17 protein-coding genes and 3 pseudogenes are annotated in these 23,677 nt (G+C 59.8%); 12 read left to right on the forward strand and 8 right to left on the reverse strand.

Annotation, left to right across the window (positions count from 1 at the left end; genetic code table 11):
• Nucleotides 1-79: 79 nt before the first annotated feature.
• Complete coding sequence (locus SO140_RS25440) at nucleotides 80-1,570, forward strand: MHYT domain-containing protein (RefSeq protein WP_498543344.1); 1,491 nt, start codon at nucleotides 80-82, stop codon at nucleotides 1,568-1,570.
• A gap of 787 nt (nucleotides 1,571-2,357) precedes the next feature.
• On the opposite strand, the gene hemC is transcribed toward SO140_RS25440, so the two are convergent.
• Nucleotides 2,358-3,413, reverse strand: a complete 1,056-nt coding sequence (gene hemC, locus SO140_RS25445) for a hydroxymethylbilane synthase (RefSeq protein WP_498543345.1) — start codon at nucleotides 3,411-3,413, stop codon at nucleotides 2,358-2,360.
• A 75-nt stretch (nucleotides 3,414-3,488) separates the two neighbouring features.
• On the reverse strand, nucleotides 3,489-3,806 hold the full coding sequence (locus tag SO140_RS25450) for a hypothetical protein (RefSeq protein ID WP_498543346.1): 318 nt from the start codon (nucleotides 3,804-3,806) through the stop codon (nucleotides 3,489-3,491).
• 11 nt (nucleotides 3,807-3,817) lie between these two features.
• On the opposite strand from SO140_RS25450, the gene SO140_RS25455 reads away from it, so the two are divergent.
• On the forward strand, nucleotides 3,818-4,012 hold the full coding sequence (locus SO140_RS25455; protein ID WP_498543347.1) for a hypothetical protein: 195 nt from the start codon (nucleotides 3,818-3,820) through the stop codon (nucleotides 4,010-4,012).
• A gap of 578 nt (nucleotides 4,013-4,590) precedes the next feature.
• Here the strand turns inward: SO140_RS25455 and SO140_RS25460 are convergent.
• Together SO140_RS25460 and SO140_RS25465 are read right to left on the reverse strand one after the other, a co-directional pair.
• The gene (locus tag SO140_RS25460; protein ID WP_498543348.1) at nucleotides 4,591-4,752 is read right to left on the reverse strand and encodes a hypothetical protein; all 162 of its coding nucleotides are present in this window, start codon (nucleotides 4,750-4,752) and stop codon (nucleotides 4,591-4,593) included.
• Nucleotides 4,753-5,130: 378 nt separating this feature from the next.
• Nucleotides 5,131-5,833: pseudogene (locus tag SO140_RS25465) on the reverse strand (IS5 family transposase).
• A gap of 380 nt (nucleotides 5,834-6,213) precedes the next feature.
• On the opposite strand from SO140_RS25465, the gene SO140_RS25470 reads away from it, so the two are divergent.
• Both SO140_RS25470 and SO140_RS25475 read left to right on the forward strand, forming a co-directional pair.
• Nucleotides 6,214-7,068, forward strand: a complete 855-nt coding sequence (locus tag SO140_RS25470) for an SDR family NAD(P)-dependent oxidoreductase (RefSeq protein WP_498543349.1) — start codon at nucleotides 6,214-6,216, stop codon at nucleotides 7,066-7,068.
• 1,647 nt (nucleotides 7,069-8,715) lie between these two features.
• The gene (locus SO140_RS25475) at nucleotides 8,716-9,060 is read left to right on the forward strand and encodes a hypothetical protein (RefSeq protein WP_498543350.1); all 345 of its coding nucleotides are present in this window, start codon (nucleotides 8,716-8,718) and stop codon (nucleotides 9,058-9,060) included.
• Between the two features lie 92 nt (nucleotides 9,061-9,152).
• Here SO140_RS25475 and SO140_RS25480 read toward each other — a convergent pair whose 3' ends face one another.
• Both SO140_RS25480 and SO140_RS25485 read right to left on the reverse strand, forming a co-directional pair.
• A complete protein-coding gene (locus tag SO140_RS25480) occupies nucleotides 9,153-9,560 on the reverse strand; it encodes a globin domain-containing protein (RefSeq protein WP_498543351.1) in 408 nt (135 codons plus the stop codon).
• Nucleotides 9,561-9,869: 309 nt separating this feature from the next.
• Nucleotides 9,870-10,874: a helix-turn-helix domain-containing protein gene (locus tag SO140_RS25485; RefSeq protein ID WP_498543352.1), complete on the reverse strand. Its 1,005-nt coding sequence runs from the start codon at nucleotides 10,872-10,874 to the stop codon at nucleotides 9,870-9,872.
• Nucleotides 10,875-11,228: 354 nt separating this feature from the next.
• Here SO140_RS25485 and SO140_RS25490 point away from each other — a divergent pair, with 354 nt between their 5' ends.
• From SO140_RS25490 to SO140_RS25520, 7 genes and pseudogenes are all read left to right on the forward strand, one after another.
• The gene (locus SO140_RS25490) at nucleotides 11,229-12,794 is read left to right on the forward strand and encodes a sensor histidine kinase (protein ID WP_498543353.1); all 1,566 of its coding nucleotides are present in this window, start codon (nucleotides 11,229-11,231) and stop codon (nucleotides 12,792-12,794) included.
• Nucleotides 12,751-13,920, forward strand: a pseudogene (locus SO140_RS25495) (IS110 family RNA-guided transposase). Before SO140_RS25490 ends, SO140_RS25495 begins: the two are co-directional and overlap by 44 nt.
• Before the next feature lie 816 nt (nucleotides 13,921-14,736).
• Nucleotides 14,737-15,123, forward strand: a complete 387-nt coding sequence (locus SO140_RS25500; protein WP_498543388.1) for a hypothetical protein — start codon at nucleotides 14,737-14,739, stop codon at nucleotides 15,121-15,123.
• Between the two features lie 684 nt (nucleotides 15,124-15,807).
• Nucleotides 15,808-16,749 carry a helix-turn-helix domain-containing protein gene (locus tag SO140_RS25505; RefSeq protein WP_498543354.1) on the forward strand — a complete coding sequence of 314 codons (942 nt, stop codon included), beginning with the start codon at nucleotides 15,808-15,810 and terminating at the stop codon, nucleotides 16,747-16,749.
• A gap of 112 nt (nucleotides 16,750-16,861) precedes the next feature.
• Nucleotides 16,862-17,494: pseudogene (locus tag SO140_RS25510) on the forward strand (acyl-CoA dehydrogenase family protein); the annotation flags it as partial.
• A 281-nt stretch (nucleotides 17,495-17,775) separates the two neighbouring features.
• Entirely contained in the window at nucleotides 17,776-18,105 is a 330-nt protein-coding gene (locus tag SO140_RS25515; protein WP_498543389.1) for an acyl-CoA dehydrogenase family protein, read from the forward strand.
• An 11-nt stretch (nucleotides 18,106-18,116) separates the two neighbouring features.
• On the forward strand, nucleotides 18,117-18,836 hold the full coding sequence (locus SO140_RS25520) for an SDR family NAD(P)-dependent oxidoreductase (protein WP_498543355.1): 720 nt from the start codon (nucleotides 18,117-18,119) through the stop codon (nucleotides 18,834-18,836).
• Nucleotides 18,837-18,980: 144 nt separating this feature from the next.
• Here the strand turns inward: SO140_RS25520 and SO140_RS25525 are convergent, their stop codons facing one another.
• On the reverse strand, nucleotides 18,981-19,796 hold the full coding sequence (locus tag SO140_RS25525) for an ArdC family protein (protein WP_498543390.1): 816 nt from the start codon (nucleotides 19,794-19,796) through the stop codon (nucleotides 18,981-18,983).
• Nucleotides 19,797-20,081: 285 nt separating this feature from the next.
• Here SO140_RS25525 and SO140_RS25530 point away from each other — a divergent pair, with 285 nt between their 5' ends.
• Complete coding sequence (locus SO140_RS25530; protein WP_498543356.1) at nucleotides 20,082-20,732, forward strand: adenylate/guanylate cyclase domain-containing protein; 651 nt, start codon at nucleotides 20,082-20,084, stop codon at nucleotides 20,730-20,732.
• 1,114 nt (nucleotides 20,733-21,846) lie between these two features.
• Here the strand turns inward: SO140_RS25530 and sbmA are convergent.
• Nucleotides 21,847-23,067 carry a peptide antibiotic transporter SbmA gene (gene sbmA, locus SO140_RS25535; RefSeq protein WP_498543357.1) on the reverse strand — a complete coding sequence of 407 codons (1,221 nt, stop codon included), beginning with the start codon at nucleotides 23,065-23,067 and terminating at the stop codon, nucleotides 21,847-21,849.
• Between the last annotated feature and the right edge of the window lie 610 nt (nucleotides 23,068-23,677).

Genomic DNA, 23,677 nt, shown 5'->3' on the forward strand with positions numbered 1-23,677 from the left:
GCATCGTACTGACAATTGCCCTTGCGCGGCGCACCGTATAAGCTCGCATCGGGGCTGCTCCGAAATGGGGACGATCCCGATGGTCCTTACCGCAACATACGATCCGTATCTCGTTGCCCTGTCCATCCTGGTCGCTGGCTTCGCGTCTTACACGGCCCTGGATCTCGGCGGACGCTTGGCGCTGGCCCAAGGACCTACGCTGACCCAAGGACCCACGCACCGCCTCTGGCTGGCGGGGGCCGCGCTCACCATGGGAGCCGGCATATGGTCGATGCACTTCGTCGCCATGATCGCGTTCGAGCTACCGGCGCCGGTGACCTACGATGTCAGCTTGACTGTCCTTTCCCTCGTGCTGGCGATCATTTTCACGAGCGGCAGCTTCTACGTCATCAGTCGCCCGGGCGCATGGCGCCCCCGGCTCGTCCTCAGCGGCGTCTTCATGGGGTTCGCCATCCTCGCCATGCACTACACCGGCATGGCGGCCATGCGGGGGCCCGTCGAATTGAGCTACGACCCCCTGTGGTTCGCGCTTTCCGTGATCGTCGCGATCGGCGCGGCGACGGCGGCGCTGTGGCTGGCGTTCGGAACCAGGGACCCTGGGCAGAAACTCGCCGCCGCCATCGTCCTGGGCTTCGCCATTTCCGGCATGCACTACACCGGGATGCGGGCGGCAATCTGTACCGCTCAGGCCACGCCGGAGGCCCATCAGGTCGCGACCCTCGATCGGACCCCCCTGGCGGTGGCGATCGCCGGTTTCGTGCTCGCCGATCTGGCCGCCCTGTTCGCCTCCGCGTACAAGCGCAAGCGCGCCGACGAGGCCTTGCGTCAGACGCAGGCGGATCTTGCCCACATCCAACGGGTCACCGCCATGGGAGAGCTGGCGGCCTCGATTACGCATGAAGTCATGCAGCCGCTCGGGGCGGGAATGAACAATGCCGGGGCGGCCTCGCGCTGGCTGGGTGCCGACCCGCCAAATCTGGACAAGGCCCGGGAGGCGCTTGGTCGTACCGTCGAAAACGGACAGCGTGCGACCGAGATCATCGGTCGCATCCGTGCCCTCGTCAAGAAGGAGTCCCCGCGGAAGGATGCCTTGGACGTCAACGAAGCGGTCGTTGAGATCATTGCCCTGACCCGTGGCGAAGTGATGAAAAACAATGTCTCGGTGCAGACGCAACTCGCGGAGGGCTTGCCGCTCATTCAAGGAGATCGAGTTCAACTGCAGCAAGTGATCCTTAACTTGATCACCAACGCCGTCCAAGCGATGAGCGGTGTCAACGAAGGGTCGCGCGAGTTGCTGATCGGCACTCGGAAAGATGCATCGGGCAGAGTGCTCGTCGCCGTGCAGGATTCTGGCCCGGGACTGAAACCGGAGAGTTTTGAACACCTGTTCGACTCATTCTACACCACCAAGCCCGGCGGCATGGGCATGGGGCTATCGATCTGCCGTTCGATTGTCGAAGCTCACGGGGGACGCATATGGGCCACCCCGAACGCCGGGCCAGGCATCACCATGCAATTCACTTTGCCGATCAACGATCAAGCCACGGCATCCGCGCGTCCGGCGGCGTGATCTTCACTACCATTCAGAAATTCTCCCCGCCGCCGGCGAGATTGCCTACCCGGTGCTGTCTAATAGGCGGAACATCGTTGTCATGGCCGATGAGGCACATAGGAGCCAGTATGGTTTCCAAGCAGGCCGGAGTGGCCATTCCGGTAAAACATGTTCTTCGTTGAACGGCCCTTCCTCGGGCTTTGCTCCGCATGAAGCAGCAGTTCCCGATGCAGATGTCGTCGATGAAACGTCGGGTGCGGAAAAAGATGACCTTGCTGTTTTGATCGACGATCGAACGTCACTGGTCTTAGTCCACACCATTCGTCGTTGCGCAGCGCAATTGGCGCGACAGCAATCGATCCCAAGCTGCTCACTGAGGCCGAACGCCTGCAGTATGAAGGGTGCCTTCTGCCTGCGGCATCGCTATCACTGACGCGCAATCCGGGGCGCAGTTCTTGCCGGCCTCCGCGGGTGGCTCCGGCCGGCTGGTCAAGGATTGCGCTTCCAGGTCACACCAACCCGACCGAATCAAGGTCAAGCCCTGGGGGCGCTGTGCGGCCTTGACCCGTCCAGCTTGGCGCGGCGAGGGGTTTGCTGTGCGCTTAAGCCGAGATGCTGCTTGATGCGCCCGACGCGGGTGCTCGCGCTGGGCAGCAAACGCGTCCGACAGCCTTTGCGTTTCGGCCGGTTGGGGCAGGTCTCGGGCTTTACAACTGGTTTCGCTGAAGTCGGATGCGCCGTTCTGGCGGTTTGCCAGCTATGCTGGCTTCCCAAGAACATAAAGTCGTCATGGCGGGTAGCGAATTCAGGTTGGCCTTTGCCCTTCCACGGTACGGAGCGCAGCCTTCAACAACTCCTCTGCACCTTGCTGAAGAAGTTTATGCCCGAGGCTCCTGCCTATTGCGTCGGCTTGATCGGCCAGACCCACGCTTTCGTCGGCAATCTTCGTTTGGCCATCCGGATGAGTCACCTGTCCGCGAAGTGTTAAGGTCCCAGCGAGCCATGTGGCAGAGACCCCGACCGGTAGGCTGCAGCCCGCATCGAGACTTCTCATCAATGCGCGCTCTGCATCCACTTCGGTGCGCGATTGCCGGTCTTCAATCTTTTGAAGCAGCACAATGAGTGCCGTATCCTCTTCGCGAGCTTCGGCCGCGAGAGCACCTTGGCCGACTGCATACGGGAAAACATGGGGGTCTAAAATCTGTGAGGCCTCATGTAGCAATCCTAACCGGGACAACCCCGCCGTTGCCAATAGAGTCGCGTCTATTCCCTCTCGGGTTTTTGCCTTACGCAACCTTGGAGAAACGTTCCCTCGGATAGGTCGAATATCCAGACCACTGCATAGAGCGAGAAGTTGAGCTTTGCGACGAATTGATCCAGTGGCGACGCGCAGCCCCGGTCGTAGCTGATCTAGTGTAGCGCCACAAATCGCGTCACGAGGATCCTCTCTTTTGGGAACGGCCGCCAATACCAGGCCGGGCTGCAATTTTGTCGGAAGATCCTTGAGGGAATGAACGACCAGGTCAACTTCGTTGCGCAGAAGCGTGTCTTCGCTCTCCTTCGTGAATGCTCCGATGCCGCCAATCTGCTGAAACCCCGACCGCCGATCTTTATCGCCAACGGAACTAACGAAGACTATTTCTACCTCGGCGGCCGGCTCGACGCTACGAATAAGATCGGCGACGTGATTGGCTTGCCAGCGGGCCAAATCACTTCGCCTGGTACCGAGCCGAATTTTCACGATAAAGCCTCTTGCTTCTTGAGTACTTGAACGACTTCTTACTGCTGAGTAAGGAGCGCTAAAATCGGCGCCTGCTCGTTTAGCCGCACAGCAGAACTCTGGTGCGGTGGTCTTTTGCATGAGCATTTTCCCTCGGACCGGATTTCATCAACGAGGTAGATGCAGTTGCGCGGATCGGGCACGTGTTGCGCTTCTCTAACGGTCGGCGTCTAGGACACGATATTTTGGATAATCGGGGTTCCGTTCACCGGGGTCGATGAGCATCCACAGCGCCGCCACGATGCAGCTGCAGAGGGGCACGAGCCCAGCCCCGCTCACCACCAGCAAGTTGCCGAGTATTGGTTCGGCAAGACCATGATCGCAGGCGCCATTAACCGTCGCGGGCGCAGTGCAGAGATAGGCAAGCGCCGAGAGAATCCAGGCGGTCATCGTGTCGGTCTTCGTCGCCTCCTGTTTCTTGGCGCGGAACTTCGCAATGGTGGTAGGCGTCACCAACGGCACGTGGTTGCCCATGAAGTGCGCTCGTGATCGACGATATCGGCGATCTGCTGATCAGAGAGTTGTCAGCGAACGGCGGCATCTCGACCTTGTACTCCTGGCCGTTGATCGCCTTGCAACTTAGCCCGCGCAGCATGGTGATGATGTGTTTGGAAGGGTTAGTGGCACTACGACGGGATCGCCGGCAAGTGGCGACACTACTACGATGCTTTGGAGAATGACCTTGCAACGCCGGCGAGGGAAATCACCTCTCGCCATAGAGTCGATAGACGGTTGTTATTGCCGCCCCGCCGCTTGACGCCGTCTCGAGGATTGCCACCGGCCGCATTTGCAGAGATCCCCGTTGCCGCCCTTGGACTAATCGAGGTTGAGCGTGCCGGCGAGCCGCCGTCCTTGACCATGACGCCGCTCCTACGGTGATTTTGGCGGGCGCACGGCGTCGAGCGGTGCCGGACCGAGTAAGAGAGGGAAAGACAGCGCCATTTCGCAGATGGGCAGGATGTCTACAGAAAGGTTCTGAAATACGGAATTACGTTACGTGGGTAACGATCAAGCTGTTCTTGCACACTCAGGTCTGGTGGTCGAAGCCAAGTCCCCCGACCCATCACTTGACCGGAGCCGATCCGGACGAGTTGCGTCGCCTTTGGTCCGAAGCTGCTGATCGGCTTGCTCGGCATTCAAGTTGGCTGTCGAAGGAACACTGGACCCAACTCGCCAAGCCAGGACCGAGTGTGCTCCTGAAGGGACGCCGCGGATGTTAAAAAAAGCTGGACCTTGGTGAGGTCCGATGCGGTCGCAACTAACTCCCGCCGTACTGATCTTGATCGTAGGTCCGCAGGATGCGGACAAAATCGGCCATGCTGGATCGGTCCCGATTTTCGGCCATAGCCGCAACCTGGGTGTTGGACGCGGGCTGGCTCCCTTGCCAAAACCGCACTAGGAGATCGACGATGTTTTTCATAACATACTCTCCGCAGCTAACTGACTCGATCAGGGGGAAGTTCAGCGGGCGCTACGCCGCCGACCTTGTCCCGCAACTGCCTGCTCGCGGGCGAGTTCCGGTGCTTATTGCTGCATTCACGAGGTAGCACTGAGCGCCTGATTGACGCCATTGCGCGCGGGTATGAAGTGATAGTACTGAGGTCCGCTCGGACTAGTGAATCGGTATAAGTCAACGAGACGTCGGTTTAATCTTAAGGCAGTTCCAGCTGGCATTGATATCCCCGCGAGGTTGCGCGGCTACGCCGTCCGGGTGATCGAGATAAGATTGCCGACTTCCAGCGATAGCCCATCAGCGTAGTGGTGACACCTCTGATTGAGGTCCGCTGAGCGGGATTAGCTAGGACGCGGATTCATTAGCATGCAGCCATAGCCAGATCGATGCGAGTTGTACGAGGGCAGCTAGTTAGCGGCGAGCCTGTCGTAGCGCGTCGCAGGGTCCGGAGGCAGTGCTTGATCTTGTTGAAGAACCGCTCGACCTAGTTGCGAGCGCGGTAGAGATACGAGCTGAAGCAAATCGGATTGGGGCGATTGCTCTTCGGCGGGATGCTTGCCCACGCACCCTTCTTCAGTGCAGGCTCTCTGATCCATTCGGCGTCGTAGCCACGGTCGGCAAGAAGCATCGACCCGGATTTCAGACGAGACAGCAGTTTGCCGGCAAGTCGAACGTCATGAGCCTCTCCGGGGCTCAGCGCCAGCCGGACCGGTAGATCATTGCTATCGACCAACGCGTGAAGTTTGCTAGTCAAGGCGCTGCGTGACCTTCCCATCATAGGCGCTGGTTTGTTGTGATGCAGGCTCCATGTTGATGCACGCGGATGGAGGTGTCGATCATCTGGAAAGTCGCGTAACGGGCAGCGGCAAGTGCGTCTATGATGCAGCCCCAGACACCAGCCCGCCCCAGCGAACAAAGCGGTTGTAGCAAATCGTGTAAGGGCCGAATGCTGCTGGCAGATCACGCCGTCGCGCCCCGGATCGCAAAACCCAGAGAGGACGCGACGGTCATTCAACCGAGGTACGCCGCGCGGCTTGTTTGGCAGCATCGGCCTGATGGCAGTCCATTCCTCGTCGGAAAGTTGGGCCCCCTTCGGTGAAGGATTTGAATCATGGCCGGCAGTTAGGCTCAATGAGCCCGCGCCGACGGGGGGCGCGATGTGTCCGAAAGCGGACGCATTATGCTCAGCTTGAGTTTTGTCGAATTTGGGACCCTGAGCGTCATCGTCGGCGTGGAGCCCAGCGCTTCCGAAAACTGAGCCTGTCCCTCGTTATCTAGTGGTTTCCAATGTGCTAGTTTGAAAGTAGCGATCAGTTATTTCTAAGCTTGGCGAGGGGCGCGGAACATGAGACGACGCGCGTTCATTGCTGCACTCTGCGGCGCAGTCTGGCAGGCGAATTTGTTGAGTGAAAGCAAGGTGGAAAGCGCATGAGAGACTTGTCTGGACAGACCGCATTCGTGACAGGCGCTGCCTCGGGGATCGGACTGGGGATCGCGACCGCGCTGTCGCAGGCGGGAGTGAAGGTCATGCTCTGCGATATCGAGGAAAAGGCGCTGAAAATAGCAGTCACGGACCTGAAAACACGGACCAACGTCGATGTCGATGGCGTGAAAGCTGACGTTTCGCTCAAAGGCGAACTTCAGGCGGCAGCGGACGCGACCGTCGCGCGGTATGGTAAAATCCACATATTGGTCAACAATGCGGGCGTGGGCGGCGGCGGCACCTATGGTGCGTGGACTGGTGCAGGCTGGAACTGGGTCCTCGGCGTCAACCTGATGTCGGTGGTCTGGGGCTTCGAGATTTTCGGTCCGCTGATCGAAGCGCACGGCGAAGGAGGGCAGGTTGTTTCCACAGCGTCCGTCGCTGGACTGATTGCGGGACCAAGTCTGGCGTACGATGTGAGCAAATATGGAGTGGTAGCGCTGTCCGAGGGGATGCGTAACGTGCTCGCGCCGAGGAAGATTGGGGTATCCGTTCTGTGTCCGGGCGTCATCCGCACGCAGATTATGAACTCTCGGCGCAACGTGCCGCAGCGATTTGCTGGGGCTGTCGGCAACCCTCCGCCGACAGAAGGACCCCGCGCCGAGTTCATCAAGGCATTGCAGGAACGGATCAACAACGGCATTGATCCGCTCTATGTGGGCGAACTGGTTCGCGAGGCCATCGAATACGACTGGCCCTACATTTTCACCGATACAGAGCACGAACCGTTGATCGACGAGCGCTTCGCAGCGATCAAGCGGGGCTTCGACCGTATACGCGGACGAACCCCGCGACGCTAGCCCTCGCATCTCTCACAGCCACTTGTGGCGCCCTGCCGACCTGAGCGCAGAGCGCCAAGTCTGTTTCCGGAAGATGAGGTGACGAAGATCATGCCAGCTCGGGTCAGCCTTTAATTCCAACCCTACATTGCATTGGACACACAGAGGCCACACCATATTAGCTAGATGGAGCGATTGCAGGCCGGGGATGAGTTGCCTGCGCATATATATGCAACGCCTGCCGGGGAGCCCATTTTGGAGAAGTCGATATCGCGATGACGATAACGCCAGCGTTTCCCAACGAAGCGCCGTTTGAACTTTCGACTTACTACCCAGCGTCACGCATCCGATTTTCTCACGTCCTCGCCAGGGGTGCGCGAAGTGTGCCCCTTCAAAGACCTGCCAACGGCAGGTCTCAACGTCTGCTGATCAAAAGTAGACCAGAAATGACGGGTCAACAATCAAACCAGCGCTTTTGGACAGATGCGGAAGTGTGTGGCTTTTGGCGCGAGCCATAAACCTTTCGTATCGTTCCGTGCCCCCTTTAGATGTCCGATGTCCGATGTCCGACGGTTACCTACGTTCAATTGAGCCGCTGATCGCGATCGTCTTACGCTATATGCGTTTGGGAAAGCGCAGAAGCTCACGAACTGCGGCGGTGAAAAAGCGAACGATCGAGGAAAGTGAGAATAGTACCAAGAGGCGACTCCAATGCCCCGACTGCTCCGAAAGTCTTAAATCTGGCAGAGCCGCGCGATGCGCAATTTGTGATGGCAAGTTTTGTCTCGTCCGGCACTCCTAGAAGTGCGTCGATCACTTCAGAGGAGGGAAAGCGACCGCAATTGGGTGGGCTGGCTCCAGATCATCTTCAACCAGCTGCCGGAGAATCGCGCGAGGGGGCTTACAACGAGGCAAGGCCTATTTAGAGACGGCACGGACTTTGCTCCGCACGGCTCAGCGATTGCGGGTCGGCTTAAGGCCGTTACCGACGACTACGAGCGGCGAGCTGAGAAAGCTTCGCACGTTGATGCGGCCAAAGTATTCGCCCGATCGGCTCCTAGCGCTCAACGCGAATGGCGACCCGGTGGGCAGCTTCAAACATGTTCCCAGAACGCCTGGCGGGCTGGCGCTGCGTGATCGGCAAACAGGATGGCAGGCGAGCTTAGGGTGGAAATCCTCGCTACGGCATCACGCGGCGCGGCGGCGATAACGATCTTCTATCGACTCGATGGCGAGAGGTGATTTCCCTCACCGGCGGTGGAAGGTCATTCTCGTCGGGTGGTGGATAGTCTTCTTATGGCGAAGTTTGGTCTCGTCCGCACTACTCGTGGCGAACCCCGTTTGGTCCCAAGAAGTGCGTCGATCGCTTCAGAGCTCGCAGGAAAAGTGACCGCGATTGGGTGGGCCGGCTCCCGATCGCCTTCAACCAGCCGCCTGAGAACCGTGCAAGGGATACATGACATTGCAGATTTCGCGACGAAGAAAGCAATATCTAGAAACGGCACGAAGTGTGCTCCGCGCTGCCCGAACCATGGCGGACTCGGCGATTGCGTATCAGCTTAAGGCCCTTGCCGACGACCACCTGCGGCGAACTGAGAAAGCTTCGCATGGTGATGCGGATGGACGAATTTCCTGACTGCAGAAAGAGATTCCGGGATTAGGTGTGAGATGAACAATCACATGTGGCATGTAACGCTTGTTTTACTCGCTGTCATCGCGCTCGGTAGCGCCCGAGCCCACGATTATCAGCACCCTGAGTTGAACAGTTGGTATGAGAGCTTGCGCAGCGGCAAAGGGCCCTGCTGTGATGGCAGCGATGCGAAGCGCGTTGATGACGCCGATTGGGAAACTAAGGATGGTCACTATCGCGTACGCATTGATGGTGAGTGGGTTGATGTTCCGAACGACGCAGTCGTGGATGGACCGAACCGCGCTGGCCGCACGATGGTCTGGCCTTACAACCTAGATGGTCACCCGAGGGCGCGCTGCTTCATGCCTGGGAGCATGGGCTGATCGCGATCTCCATAATCGCCGTCTCGCAAGATGTGGAAAGCGACCAAACTATAGATGGGTTCGTATCGGTTCGCCAAGCGCGAGATCGTAGGTCAGACGCCGGCCGCCGCCTTCATCTCGCCGGCCAGTTCATCGTAGCAGACCGTCCACGCCTCACGAACATCGGGCGTGAGATCTTCTGCAAGTGCCTGTTCCAGGGTCCAGAGCAGCGCTTCCCGCGTCGCGTCGTAGTAGGCGGACTTAACGCCGTACTTGACATGACGGATGGCAAGATCATGGATCGCGGGCGAGACCTGACGCGGCTTAGGCAAATTGTAGACGACCATGGCAAGCATGGCCATCAGCTTGTTGCCCTGAATGCGCATGTCGTTTTCGAACAGCGAGCGGAAACTCGGATTGGTGACGAATAGCCGCTCATAGAATAGCGCCCCGGTGACTTCTGGCATCACCGCCAGCCTGGCGAACGTATTCTGGACAAGTTCCTGCTGAATCGCATTCACGATCTCCTCCTCCTGTCGTGCGCGATCACGCCGTACGCAGCATGAGCCGCGCTTCTATCGGACGCGTAATTAACGGCGAAGCGCTCGAAGGTCGTCTCATTTGACGCCAGGCGACGTCTCATTCAGTGCCAAGGGGAGATCGCAGTCAGACGCCAGGCCGTCGCCATCATCTTACTGGCGAGTTCATTGTTGCAGACCGTCCACAACTAGCGGACGTCGGGAGTGATATGTTCTCCGAGAGCTCGAGAGTCACGAACAGCGCATCCAGGCTAGCGAATGTGGTTTGGAAAGGTTCCTGCTGCGCCGCATTCACGATGCTTCCTCCTCTGGCGAGCGCGGGCTGCTCACTCGTCCTTGCGACGCAGCACGCACCATGGCGGGCGGGGCACCAAACTCGCTTACGAACGAGCGATAAAAGGTCGCCATACTGTTGAAACCCCAGCCAAAAGCGATGTCGACCACCGATCGGCCGGTTCCCGTCGCACCAGCGATCGTGTCGCGGCACCGGAGCAGTCGTTGGCGCGAAACATATCGGGCGAAACTAATTTTGTCCGGCTCGAACAGCCGGTGCAGCTGGCGCACCGAGAGGCCGAGTGCGGTGGCGGCGCTGGCGGGGGTCAGGCTGGAATCGGCGAGATGCAGATCGACGTAGCGCTTGACGGCCGCGAGTTGTGACGAGTGCAGCGAATCCCGCGCCTGCGCGGTGCCCTCGTGGGAGGCGCTGCACGTCAGTGCCACGAGGCTGCAGAGACTGCGCAGCACGGCTTCACCAAGTTCATCGGGAAGCAGCGGCACCTGCGCCTTCGCCGCATCCATAGCTGCGCCGAGGAGTGAGCCGAGCGGCGAGGCGCTCGGCAGTCGAAACGGGCACTTCAGACGGCCGCCGGTTATAAGCGGCGAAAGCGCGGCCTGCGGGATGATCAGCATGTCGAGCGAGGCCGGGCCTTTCGATTCCGCGTCGAATTGCCATTCAGTCGAGCTTACACAGAAATCGCCAGGCTCATGAATGAGATCGACCGGCGTGCTTCGTGAGGCGGCCCTCCAGATGACCGGCACGCGAAATCGGCGGACAAAGAACGCTTCGGTCCTGTCCTTGGCAACGTCGGCCGCAGTCCGTTGGACCCTCTCGAGTCCCGATTTGATCTCCAGCAGCGCAAATTCGCCCGCAATCGTTCCGCTCGCTTCCGCGCGAAAGGCGCTGGGGTCCTGGATCTCGCCCGGCGTGATGCTATGGGCCTGCTTCGCGAAGTAGTCGCACCAAGACCTCACGCGGTCGCGCGGCGCAATATCGTCCGTGGAAAAATGGACTTGCATGACCATCCTATGGCCGACCAAATGCCCAGGGCCCCAATCTTAAACTGATCACATGGGCAAAGCGAGGGTGCGAGACTTTGGGGCTGCCACTTTTGAAGGCGGTCATCCGACGCGGTGTGTCCCCTTCGCGTCTCGGTTACGGCAGGCGAGCTCGATCGGCGCAGAATGAGACATCGTGCGACGCACGGTGGGACGACGGTAGTGATGTGGGACCCTATGGTTACTCAAATTCGAGTGTAAGGCCGAGACCCGGTCCCGGCGATTGTGAGTTCCGGCGCGGCGCTAAAAGCCCGGGTGACGGGCCACTGTCGCTATAGCGCCGTTTAAGTTCTCTCTTGCAGGTGGAGTCAACAAATGACCGAGGCCCTAAATTTGCAATCTAAGGTCCCTCAGGAAGTGTCAAGTCCAGCGGCTCCCTTGGAATCGATTCTCTGCACGGACAAGTTGCTTGGACGTCCCAGCCGTCCGCCGGATCACCACAAGGAGAACACGGCACTTACCGCGCTGGTCAGCGCGTTAGCCGACTCTCCGCGTACAATTCTACAAACGTTGGCGGATAAAGTCCTCGAGACACTTGATGCCGATTCAGCAGGCCTAAGTCTGCTGACGAAAGATGGAAAGCGCTTCTACTGGGCGGCCATCGCCGGTGCATGGAAACCCCACCTTGGCGGTGGTACCCCGCGCGATTTTGGACCTTGCGGTGATGTGCTCGATTCCAACGTCACAACGCTGTTCACTCATTGGGAGCGCCGTTATCCGTACTTGAGCGCCGCGATGCCGCTCGCCGAAGAGGGGTTGCTCGTTCCATTTCACGTAGATGGAAAAGCTGTCGGTACGATCTGGGCCATCGCCCACCGCGATCATCGCAAGTTTGACACCGAGGACAAGCGGTTGCTCGAAAGCCTGGGTCGCTTCGCGTCATCGGCGTACCAAACCGTCGAATCCATCGAAGCGCTCAAATTGGAAGTCGCTGCGCGTGAAAAAGCGGAAACAGAACTGCGCGAATTAACCGACAGTCTGGAACGACAGGTGAGCGCCAGGACCAAGGAGCTGGAGAGCCGCAACGAGGCGCTCGCCAAGGCGCGAGCGGAGCTCGCGCACATCACCAAGGTTACGGGCCTCGACGTGTTGACAGCCTCGATCGCCCATGAAGTCAACCAGCCGCTTAGCGCGATTATCATGAACTGCACGTCGACCCTGAGTTGGCTCACACGGGACGACCCGGATATCGAAAGGGCCCAGTTGGCCACAAAACGCGTCGTGGCCAACGCGCGGCGGGCATCGGAGATTGTAGAGCGTATTCGTGACATGACGAGCCAACAAGCGCCCGAACAGAAATTGCTGCCGATTGATGATGTCATTAATGAATCACTAGGCTTCCTGCGCCATGAGTTGCAGGAAAACGGAATCGTGTTGTCCCTCGATCTAGCACCGGAGCTTCCCGAGATTGTCGGGAATCGCGCCCAGCTACAACAGGTAGTCGTTAACCTGACCATCAATGCCGTCCAAGCGATGGCGCAGCTTGCGCCGGCGGGGCGCAGAATTTCTATCCGAACCATGCTTTCAGACCCCGAGACGGTGTGCTGTAGCATCGAGGATAGCGGCCGGGGTATCGATCCGGAGCATCTCCCTCATCTTTTCGATAGCTTCTTCACGACCAAAGCCCGCGGCATGGGCATAGGTTTGACAATTTGCCGGTCGATCGTCGAAGCCCATGGGGGCAGCATTCGTGCTGGCAACGATTCCGCCCTGGGCGGGGCGCGATTCAGTTTTTATGTGCTCACGCGCCCTTACAATAGATCCTATGCAGGCGCGACGGACGGGAGGTTTGGTACCATCTCGGTTCCTACCTACCACCAGCGCATAGGAGATACTGATGGAAGCCCGAACAGTAGACACCCTGCCGCCCGTCGCAGCTGATCATGACCCGGTCCGCTGTCTTCTGACAATCGAATTGAGCAAGAAGAGTTGGATCGCGGCGATCAATACGTCACTGTCGGACAAGATCAGCCGGTACACATTGGAAGGGTGCGATTGGAATCGACTTTTGGAGTTGATTGAGCGGGTCCGCACACGCGTTGCTCGCGAGGTCGGCCGGCCAGTGGAAATGATCTCATGCTACGAGGCGGGCTATGATGGGTTCTGGCTCCACCGCCTGCTCGAAGGCCAGGCGTGCGCGGCCACGTGGTCGATGCGGCGAGTGTGCAGGTGGATCGGCGTGCACGACGAGCCAAGACGGATCACATAGATGCCCAACGGTTGCTGCGGTCGTTGATGGCCTATCTGCGCGGTGAGCCGAAGGTGTGGAGTGTGTTCCGCGTGCCAAGTGTCGCCGAAGAGGATGATCGTCGGCTGCACCGTGAGCGTGATCGGCTGATCGTCGAACGTGGCCAGCACGTCAACCGAATCAAGGGACTGTGTGCGCTCCATGGCATCTATGATTACGAGCCAATGCGGCGCGACCGGATGCAGCGGCTGGAGCAGTTGCACACCGGTGACGGACGCGAGTTTCCGCCGCGGCTCAAAGCCGAGATCGCACGCGAATTGCAGCGCCTGGAGCTCATACTGGGGATGCTTAAGGGGATTGAGGCGGAGCGCGACGCCATTGCGTTGGCCGAGAACGTCTCGGCGCATACCAACGCGAAGAAGATCCAGGATCTCGTCAAGCTCAAGGCCATCGGAGCGGAGATCGCCACCGTGTTAACTGGCGAAGTATTCTACCGCCCGTTTGATAATCGCCGCCAGGTGGCGGGCTACGTTGGGCTGACGCCGAGTCATTTCCAGAGCGGCCCCAAGTGCCACGATAGGGCATAAGCAAGGCGGGCAATCCCAAGGCCCGCACCATCATGATCGAGCTGGCCTGATTGTGGCTTCGTCATCAGCCCGATAGCCCTTTGAGTTTCTGGTTCCGAGAGTGTGTCGGGACCCTCAGGGTCGCATCCGGCGCATCACCATCGTCGCGTTAGCTTTCAAGCTGCTGATCGCCCTGTGGCGCTATGTGGAGACCGGCATCGTGCCGACAGGCGCCGTTCTGAAAAGCTCATGAGAGCACTGAAGGGGCTTGAAGATCGATGAAAGGAACACCTGATCCAAGGTGGATGCGTGACCGCTTGGGCACTTGGCTGCGAGGCGCCGTCTAATAGATGGGTTCAATCCTCCTTGGAGCCCTTTGCCCTCGCAACGATGCATGAGGGACCTTGGTACGGGCTCGATCCCGACCGGATATAAGTTGATGCGGCAAGCGCCGCATACCTTCAACAAGGGCTCCGCCTTGGATCAAATGGACTAAATAGAAATTAACCCCAACCGATCGGAGAACGACCGACAACGAAAGGGAGATGAGTTCGTTCACTGAGAAACCCGCGAGCGCCTGACATGGCCTGGCCATTATCGCTCGGCGCGTGCTTTCGCCGTCAAGCCCTTGCGCCCAAGGGCGCAACCTTAACGGGCGTTGGGGCTTGACCGCGAAAGCACGGCCGAGCAAGGGGCCATCACGCCATGAATGCAGACACACGCCTCTTGGGAAGCAAGAAAGCGGAATCTCGCAAAAAACCTCTTGACTCGTGAGGCCTCATATAAGCGCCCAACGGACGGCCAGCCGCTTGGTTCCATGCTGTGGAATCCCTTCAAATGAGGAAGCCGCCAGAGCTCCGAGACCAGACCGGCACCCGCATCCACGTGGCCTCAAAGATTTTGGAGGCTGCCACGAGAGGTGACAGCTCACCGGATGACCTGAGGCAGGTCGGCCGCAAAGCCCTCTCGGAAGCGCCGACAATGCGGGCGGTAGTCGTGGAGGGGCAGGGGTGAATTCCAGGTCACTGTCCTGAAGATCCTGGTGAGCTATCCCGATGGCTTCGCCCTGATGGCGGAGCTCAAACGTGATATGGCGATATTGGCAACTAGCGGGCAGGAATGGACAGAGCGCACCAAACGCCTGGCGTCGCGCATGCCTAACTTGGACATTTTTTCCCAAGGACTCGTCGAGCGAACAGCCGGCGGCTGGCGAATAACTGATAACGGACGCGCCGCGCTCGAGCTCATGGAAGCGCGCCCAGCTGCTGCAGGTACGACGAGTGGGGAGGGCTTGATCGACCGCTCCAAACCCGCGACGCCTCCATTGTCACTACCGCTTGAGAGGGGGCTTCGGCGCGGACGCCGTCAGCGTCGACGCGCCGCCCGCGAAAGCGCACTGGCAACGCTTCTTAAGGAGGCCCGCGTCGAAGGTGCTATAGCCTCGTCCCGTCCATGAAGGACTGCGTAAACTGGCACGTCTCGCCGTCCAGTTTGTTCGGCGAGAGCCAGGCGATCTGCGTCACGGCTCAACTAAGCAGATGTTCGAGCGGCTTTCTCTGGAGACTTCGACTCCGGCCGAAGCGGGCGAAAATGTTGCCCCAAGGGCGGCCGACAACGTCGGCTTCTAGGCGCTGGCTTCGGTTCGCTCGCCGCAGCGCCCGCTGTTCGAACTACAAAGCGAGACCGGTAGGTACAGCACAGGAGAGGCTTCGGCAGGAGCAGTGCCGCTGCCGACACTCAGGCCTCGAAGAAGCCAGCCAAGAAGCCACGCAAGGCTGCGGCCTTCCCGGAGCAACTTGCCGTCGCGCACGTCGTAAGCGCGGATCTCCGGCAGCTCACGTTCTCGTCCTGGGACGGCGCAACGAAATCGCGACGAATTAGGTGAAATGACCGTGAACAAAACGGGACAGAAACGCCTGCTGCAGCAAGAAAATTCAACAGCTTAGAAGATGCTCACTGCGTTCGGGACGCAGGAGGTGGCCTCGATCAGATCGCAACTTGAACCGAATGTCGGTATCGGTGGTTGCGCCTCCCCGCTTCGGTGTGAACGCGAACTTGCCATTTGCCCGCAATTTGACCGCATATTGCGCGGGCGATATCCTATGCCGACCGGGACCCTTGCAATTTGTATGGGGTGCTCATGGAATGGTCGACCAGGCCGCAGCGCGCGGATCAACCCTTTGGAAGCTGGGCGGACAACCTTGCCGCGGCATTTGTTCGTCTTGAGCCGCGCAGCATTGCGGACGAGCCTTTCGAAGGCGCCATTTCCAGAGCTGACGCTGCGCCAATCCAGGTCTCCCTGGTGACGGCGACGCGGCATACGGTACTTCGTCTTGCCTCACATATTTCCGGAAGCACCGACGATCTTTGTTTCTTCAACCTCCAGATCGAAGGGCTGGGGCGTACCACGCAGCGTAACCACGAGCAGACCTGTGCGCCTGGCGATCTCGCCGTCGCCGATACGACGGAGCCGTTCGAGATCGCCAACTGCCACAAGTTCAAGCTCTTCTGCTTTGCGGTACCCCGACGACTGCTGCCGAGCGGGTTGCTCGATCGTCCGCGGCTCAACCTGTCTCGCACGGAGACGGGCCGGGCTCTGTCGAAGACGCTCGCCGGCTATGCCGAAATCTGTCTGGCGGACCATCGGCGTTCAATGACCTCGGCCACCGTCGGTGCGCATGTGGTCGATCTGATCGCACACGCGCCCGACGTGCTGACCGATGTGTCCGCCGAGCGCGTGCACATCCCCATCCTGCTGTCGATGATGATCGATTATATCACGCGGCACAGCGAGGACCCCGAGCTCGGCGCGGCAGCCCTCGCTGCGAAGTTCCGCTGCTCCGAGCGCTACGTCCATCGTCTCTTTGCCATGACGGATAGCTCGGTCGGCGAACACGTCAATGACCGGCGGATTGCTGCCTGCACGCGCCGGCTGCTAGATCCCCAATGCGCTCACCGGACCATTGCTGAAATCGCTTTTGCCGCGGGCTTTCGCGACATCTCGCATTTCAACCGTCTGTTCAAGCGCAGCCACGGTTTGGCTCCGCGCGAGTTTCGGCGTGCGAGCAGCGACGCACGCTGACCGATCCGGTTCACTCCACGCCAAGAAATCGGACGCTGCCGTCCAAGATTTTCGTCTGATCCCGGGATAGCCATGGCCCGACGGTTGACATCCGGGATCAGAGGATATCGCCATGGCGATCGATTTCACGCTCACGACGCAACAGCGGGATCTTCAACGCGCTTCGCGCAACTTCGCCAAGGAGGTGCTCAGCGAGGCTCGGCGGGCTGAACTGCTGGCAACACCGGAAGAACGGTTTCTCGCGACCCGGCCCACCTATGAGGCGATGGTCGCGGCCGGCTATTTGCGCAAATGCATTCCGTCGCCGGCGGGGGGCGAAAATTCAGGCTTGATCGACATGGCGGTCCTGGCCGAGGAATTCTACAGCGTGAACGCCAGCGTGACGCTGACGATGCTCGGCACCGTGCTTGGCTTGCTCCCGATTCTGCTCGGCGGCACGCCCGACCAGTGCCAGCGCCTGCTGGTGCCGTTCCTGAGGACGAGTGGTGCGCCGCTCGCCGGATTCTGCTCCAGCGAGCCCGGCGGTAGCGCCAATTCCGGCTCGCCTCCGCCGGGCGAAGGGGTTCGCACCACCGCGAGACGGGAGGGCGACAATTGGGTCATCAACGGCCGCAAGAAATGGGTATCCTCAGCCACCGGCTGGAATCGCGAGGGCGCCGACGTCCTGTGCGTCGTGTGCCGAACCGATTCCGCAGCGCCCCCCAGTGAAGCGATCTCGATCATTGCTGTCGAGGGACCGGTCAAGGGCCTTGTGTTCGAGCGCGCCATCGACACGATCGGCCATCGCGGGCATCTCGTACCGCAGTTCGGCTTGCAGAATGTCGCGGCACCGCACCACAATCTGCTGGGCCAGGAAGGGACGGGGCTCGCCCTGACAGCGGCCGCCTTCACGGGGACCGCGGCGCTCGTCGGCATCTTCGGCGTGGCGTTGATGCGCACGGCTTTTGAGTTCTCGCTACATTTTGCCCAGACAGAAAAGCGCGGCGGCGTTCACCGATCATCGAGCATCAGGCCGTCGGATACGCCCTGGCCGATGCCAAGACCACGATCGAGGCCGCGCGCTATCTCAGCTGGCGCGCCTGTCACGCGGTCGATATCCAGTCGCCGGGTGCCGACGAGCTTGCCATCGAGGCCAAGATCTTTGGCTCGGAAGCCGCGGTGCGCGTGATCACCGATCTCATGCGGGTGGTGGGCGTCGACAGCTACGATCACGAAGCGCCGTTCGCTCGTCTGCTCCAGGACGCGCTGGCATTGCCAATCTTCGACGGCGGCAACATGGGCGTGAGGCGACGGCAACTGCACATGATGTTTCGGCAAGGCAGCTACGATCCGCTTGTGGCCAGCGGCGCAGCCTGAGGGAGATGGTCATGGGCACAGAGCGGAAAGTAGCCATCGTGACCGGAGCATCCCAGGGAATCGGTGCTGGCATTGTCGAAGCCTTCCGGCGGCGAAACTATGGGGTGATCGCGACGTCGCGATCGATCAAGCCAAGCGCAGATGCCGAAATCCTGGCGGTGCCGGGCGACGTTGGCGATCCCAATACCGCGCAGCGGGTATTCGGTGCGGCGCTCGAGCGCTTCGGTCGTGTCGATGCGCTCGTCAACAACGCTGGAATGTTCATGGCAAAGCCTTTCACCGCCTACACGCAGGTCGATTACGAGGCTTACGTGTCGACGAATGTGGCCGGCTTCTTTCACATGACCCAGCGTGCGCTCGACATCATGGGCAAGCAGGGGCACGGCCATGTCGTCACGATCACGACCAGTCTGGTCGACCAGCCAATGAACAGTGTGCCGGCCGCTTTGGCATCTCTCACCAAGGGAGCCCTGAACGCCGCCACGAAGGCGCTCGCCATCGAGTACGCGAGCACCGGCGTGCGCGTCAACGCCGTCTCGCCCGGCATCATCAAGACACCAATGCATCCACCGGAGGCGCATCAAGCGTTGGCCGCACTCCATCCCATGGGCCGGATGGGAGACATCTCCGACGTGGTCGATGCGGTGCTGTACCTCGACGGCGCGGAGTTTGTGACAGGCGAGATTCTCCATGTCGATGGAGGGCAGGCCGCTGGCCACCACCGTACCTAGGCAGGCGCTGCCTCTGCTACAATGCGTCTTCCTCAAATCGATTGCATAATCGTGGCGCCGAGCGATTCCCAAAGCCGAATTATGATCCGATTGTCCGGCCGTAGGTCAAACGGTGGGTTTTGGTCTCGGAGGGTCGAAAATGCTTTATCTTTCAATGGGGATTGACTGACACTCTCTCCGCCATGGATTAGCTGTAACTATCGATTCCTGCGTAACTATTTTCTGAACACGTAGCTTCAGTCCCCAAATTGGTCCCCCGTCGAAGCCAAACTCTGCACATAGGAACGCCGCGCCCAACTCAGCAATCAGTTCTTCCGCCGCGTAATTGCGCGAGCCGAAACGGTTCTTCAGATCGCGATCAAGGCGACTCTTGTGTCCGGTCCAATGCGCCAATTCATGGAAGACCACGTTGTAGAAGGCGTCCGCGCCCTTGAACGAGTCGAACGCGGGCATGGAGATGAAGTCTTGCCTCGGCACATAGAACGCTTCGCCGTGGCCTTCGCGGATGTCCGCGCCCGTTGAGCGCAAGAATTCATCGGCGACGTCGTCGCGGCTGTCAGGATTACGGACGCGCGCCGGCTTCCCGGTCTTGACGTTCTCAGGAAGGTTTTCGCACTGGTCGACGTTGAACACGGTGTACTCCCTCATCATGGGGACTAGCCGCGCCACGCTATCGCCTTCTGCCTCTTCCTGAACTTGGAGCTGCTTCACGAAAAACACTTTCGTACCGCGCTCGCCTTTGCGAACGTGGCCGCCTAGCTCAAGCGCTTGCTTGAAGGTGAGAAACCGCGGCGTGCGATAACCCGCGGTCTGCGCCATCCACAACAGGACAACGTTGCACCCCGAGTAGGGGCGATTGCTCACGGCGTTGCATGGAGTGTTCGCGCCAGGTGTTGCCGACCAGGGTTTGATCCACGGCGCCGCGCGGGCTTCCAGTTCAGCAATGATGCGCGCACTGATACGTCCGAATAGAGATCGCGCTTCATGTCGCTCGCTCCCGTAAGGAACTCGACCACCACTCGGTCGCGGCCATACAGGGCGCGTCGGGACCTCACCGTGCGTTCCCCGTCTCGCGCGCGCGCAGACGTGTGCCGGAAATGTGTAGCCTAGAAAATCCGCGCGTTAATGAAGGTAAACGCGCTGTCCTTGACCGATCTCAGAAGGTCAAAAATGGCGACGCTAAAGAGTGGACACTCTGTTTCGACTGGGGGATCATGCAACGGCTAAGCGAACTAGGGCACCGCCATGGACACCGGAGGTTGGCTGCGGAAGCTTGGCCTCGAAGAATATGAGGCGGCTTTCCGCGAGAACAACGTCGACGAGATCATCCTCCCGAGTTTGACGACGGAGGACTTGAAGGAGCTTGGTGTCGGATCTGTCGGACATCGCCGTAAGTTGCTCGACGCTATCGCAGCTCTGCGAGCTGAAGCGAGCCCACCCGCATCGGTATCCGATGCTGCGCATAAAGGCGCCAGAGATACCGCGGAGCGGCGTCATCTGACAGTTATGTTTTCCGATCTGGTCGGTTCGACAGCGCTGTCGACCAAGCTCGACGTCGAGGACCTGCGTGCCGTCGTCACGGCCTATCACAGGTGCTGCGCGCAAGCCATCGAGCGCGAGGGAGGCTTCGTCGCCAAATACATGGGCGACGGCGTGCTGGCCTATTTCGGTTATCCGCTGGCAAGCGAGCACGACGCCGAACGCGCGGTGCGCGCGGGCCTCGCCCTCGTCGAGGCCGTGCCCCTCCTCGACACCCCCGCCGGCGCGCCGCTGGGCGTCCGGGTCGGGATCGCCACCGGCCTTGTGGTCGTCGGCGACCAACATCCCGCGTCCGCAGCCAGCGCGCTAACCAGAACCCGTCGCGTCCAGCCTCAAAGGCGACGACGATACGCTTGATGTTGCGCCCAACCCGGCCGGCTCCGCGGCGCCAACGATGTAAGAGCTTCAGCAGCATTTCCTCTTGGGCATCGAACTTCTTAAGGGGCTGGCGTTCGACGCCGGGAACGAGCGCCTCAACCAACCACTTCGTTTGGCTCATCTCGATCACGGCGATGATTGCTCCTGCTCGAGAGCGGTGAGAGACCGGCTCGCGTCAAAACGAGAATGTTGCGACATCGGGGAGCTCCATCGGTTGCCGTTGAACAGCGCCCATGGTGCCATGCCTTCGCCGCTCGCCCCATAGCATCTTCACAATAGGCGACATTGCGTTGCCGAGCTTCAGTCGCGTTGCCTGCCGTGTCTACGCAAGTCTTCGATCCAGCGAACACGTTGCTTGTTGCCAGCAAGCGAGCGGCCAAAAGTGGTCCGTTCGCGATTTATAACTGTTTCAGGAATTCCAGGAGCGCATTGTTCACGTCTTTGGCGCGCTCTTGCTGAGTCCAATGACCGCAACCTTTCAAGACTATTGTCTCGCGAAGCAGGGGCACGGACTGTTTCAGGCTAGGGATGAGATGGTCCGATGGTCCCAATTCGGAGATCTGTAAACCGCGTCTCGATCGCCCGCCGAGGACATAGAGGTCTGGGCAGGCTGGGGTGTCGCGATTGTGGTGGGTCTCGATGCTTCGCCTGTCCACGCGATGCCGAAGACCAGCGCAATCGCATTGAAAAGGGCACGCAACATTCGGCGTTCGATCACTAGAAGCCCCCGATGCAAGCGCGGCCAATCCAAAAGTGGAGGCACCGCACAAAACCATCTTCCCCGGAACGCTATCCCAACCGTTGGGATGTTAGTCCATTCCCGGCTGGCGACTGCCACCAGAAAAATACGATCACTTCAAAAAATACGATCACTTCGAATAAGCCAGATCACCCGATCCAGTAGGCGATGTCGATTGCGGTTTGCAAGTCCTCCTTGCCCGTAGGACGTAAGATGAGCCATTGTCTGAGAGAAGCCGCGGCCTGCGCCCGACGGTGACGTGATCAAGGCCCGCGGCCGAGAGCGCCAGGTCAAGCGTGGCAGTCAGGGTGCGGGTAATCGGCGGCTTAGCGCGCGCCTTTGCCCAACCGACTATCACAACGACTTTGGCTCGGTCCGTGTCTCGATCGAAGGCAGAGGTTCGCCACCGATCTTGGCCTCAAAACCCCGCAACCGCTGATAGATCGAAATCAGTTCGACGATCGTGCTCCACGAGTTGACAAGATACTGAAACGAGGTCCTGACCTGCGTGAAGGCATTCAAGATCTGGTTCATCGAACCGAGCGTGATCTTGCCGGCAATGATCGTCGGTCCGAGCAGGATGTAGGGAAAGATGACGTCGGTCTGCAAATAGACGATGCGGCCGACATTGAAGTACATGAAGTTCAGATAGAGCAGGAAGTAGTTCCGGCGAATGGCACCGAACAGCTCGCTCACGGTCGGTGGATCGGCGCGGGCCGGATCATCTTCGCCGAGCACGAGCTCCTTGCGATAGGCCGCCTCGACCCGCTGGTTGAAAAACTCGATCGCGGGCAGGCGGATGCCGATCAGCGCTAGCGCGCCGGTTCCGAGCACCGACCAGATCACTGCGGCGAATACCAGGGGATAGGGGATCGAGCCGATCAGCGGCAGCTCCGTGACATTGCTGGAGAGCCTTACGAGAACCGGCAAGAAGGCCAAGAGCGTCAGCACGGCACTGATCAGATTGACGCCGAGACCTTCCATGGTCGTCGCAAACCGCATGGTGTCCTCCTGCACCCGCTGCGAGGCGCCCTCGATGATGCGGAGTTGTGACCAGTTTGCGATGTAGAAGTCGTTCATCGCGGTCCGCCAGCGGAAGATGTAGTGGCTGACGAAGAACCGTGTCATCACGCCGACCACGACCGCGACCAGGGCGATGCCGGCGAAGGTCGACAATTCGCTGTAGAACTGCTCGACCGTGACCGGCTTCGATTTCGAAAGCGCGGCCTGGACGAGATCGTAGAACGGCCCGTACCAGCTGTTAATGGCGACGCTGACCTGGACCTGAAAATAAGATGTGAACAGGATCAGCGCGGAACCGAGGATGGACCACGGCGCCCAGGGATGCGGCGCGGACACCATCCATGCGCCGGCGAAGATTACGACGCAAAGGGCAAAATAGAGGTCGAACCAAAGCGAGGCTGCCGACCAGAATATCTCCACGCCGACGCCACCGGGCGCAGGCGACCCGATGAGATTGCGGACAAAGCCATACCAGAACGCCATCGCCAGCGCCGCCCAGACGATGGCCGAGAGAAAGAACACTTTCGGGCGTGGGAAAAATGAAACGAACATTGTTTGCATCCAATCTCAGATCAGAGCATTTGCGGTTCCTTTGTTGGACATCGCGCATGCAGGAAGTGCCCGAAGCTGTAGGGCGGACAAAGGCCCAGTATACCCGCCAATTCCAATTGTAAGCTGAGTACGGCGTTGCGCGCCTTTGCTCACCTTAAGAATTCGTCACGTCATTGCGACGGCTCCTAGAAGGCGTCAAGCCGGGCCATAAAAGGATATGAACCAGGTACGTTTCAAGCTCGATAGCGTGTCCACAACCATTTCCTCGGCGGCGGCTCTTATAACAAAGAAACAACGATTGCCGATAGTTCTTGGCGGTTGCGTCCTCACCGACTATCGACGTAGCCGAGGTCACGAAGGCCATTCGAAAATGCGTCGACGGCTCCGATAAGTTGGGAGGCAGACGTCGGGCCCAGGTACCCGATCCGGGCAAGCCGCTCCGCCTGCTGCGCCCGCGCCGCGAACGGCCACGCTGCCGCTGCGCCGCCGAGCAGTGAAATGAAGCTGCGCCGTTTTAGTTGACCGACCTGAATACGCGACCCCTGGCCGCAAGGGTCGCGAAACGGAGTTGTGCGAGCCGTGAACGGCTCCACTAAGCGTATGCGCGAAA

This window comes from Bradyrhizobium sp. UFLA05-108 (genome assembly GCF_059803455.1).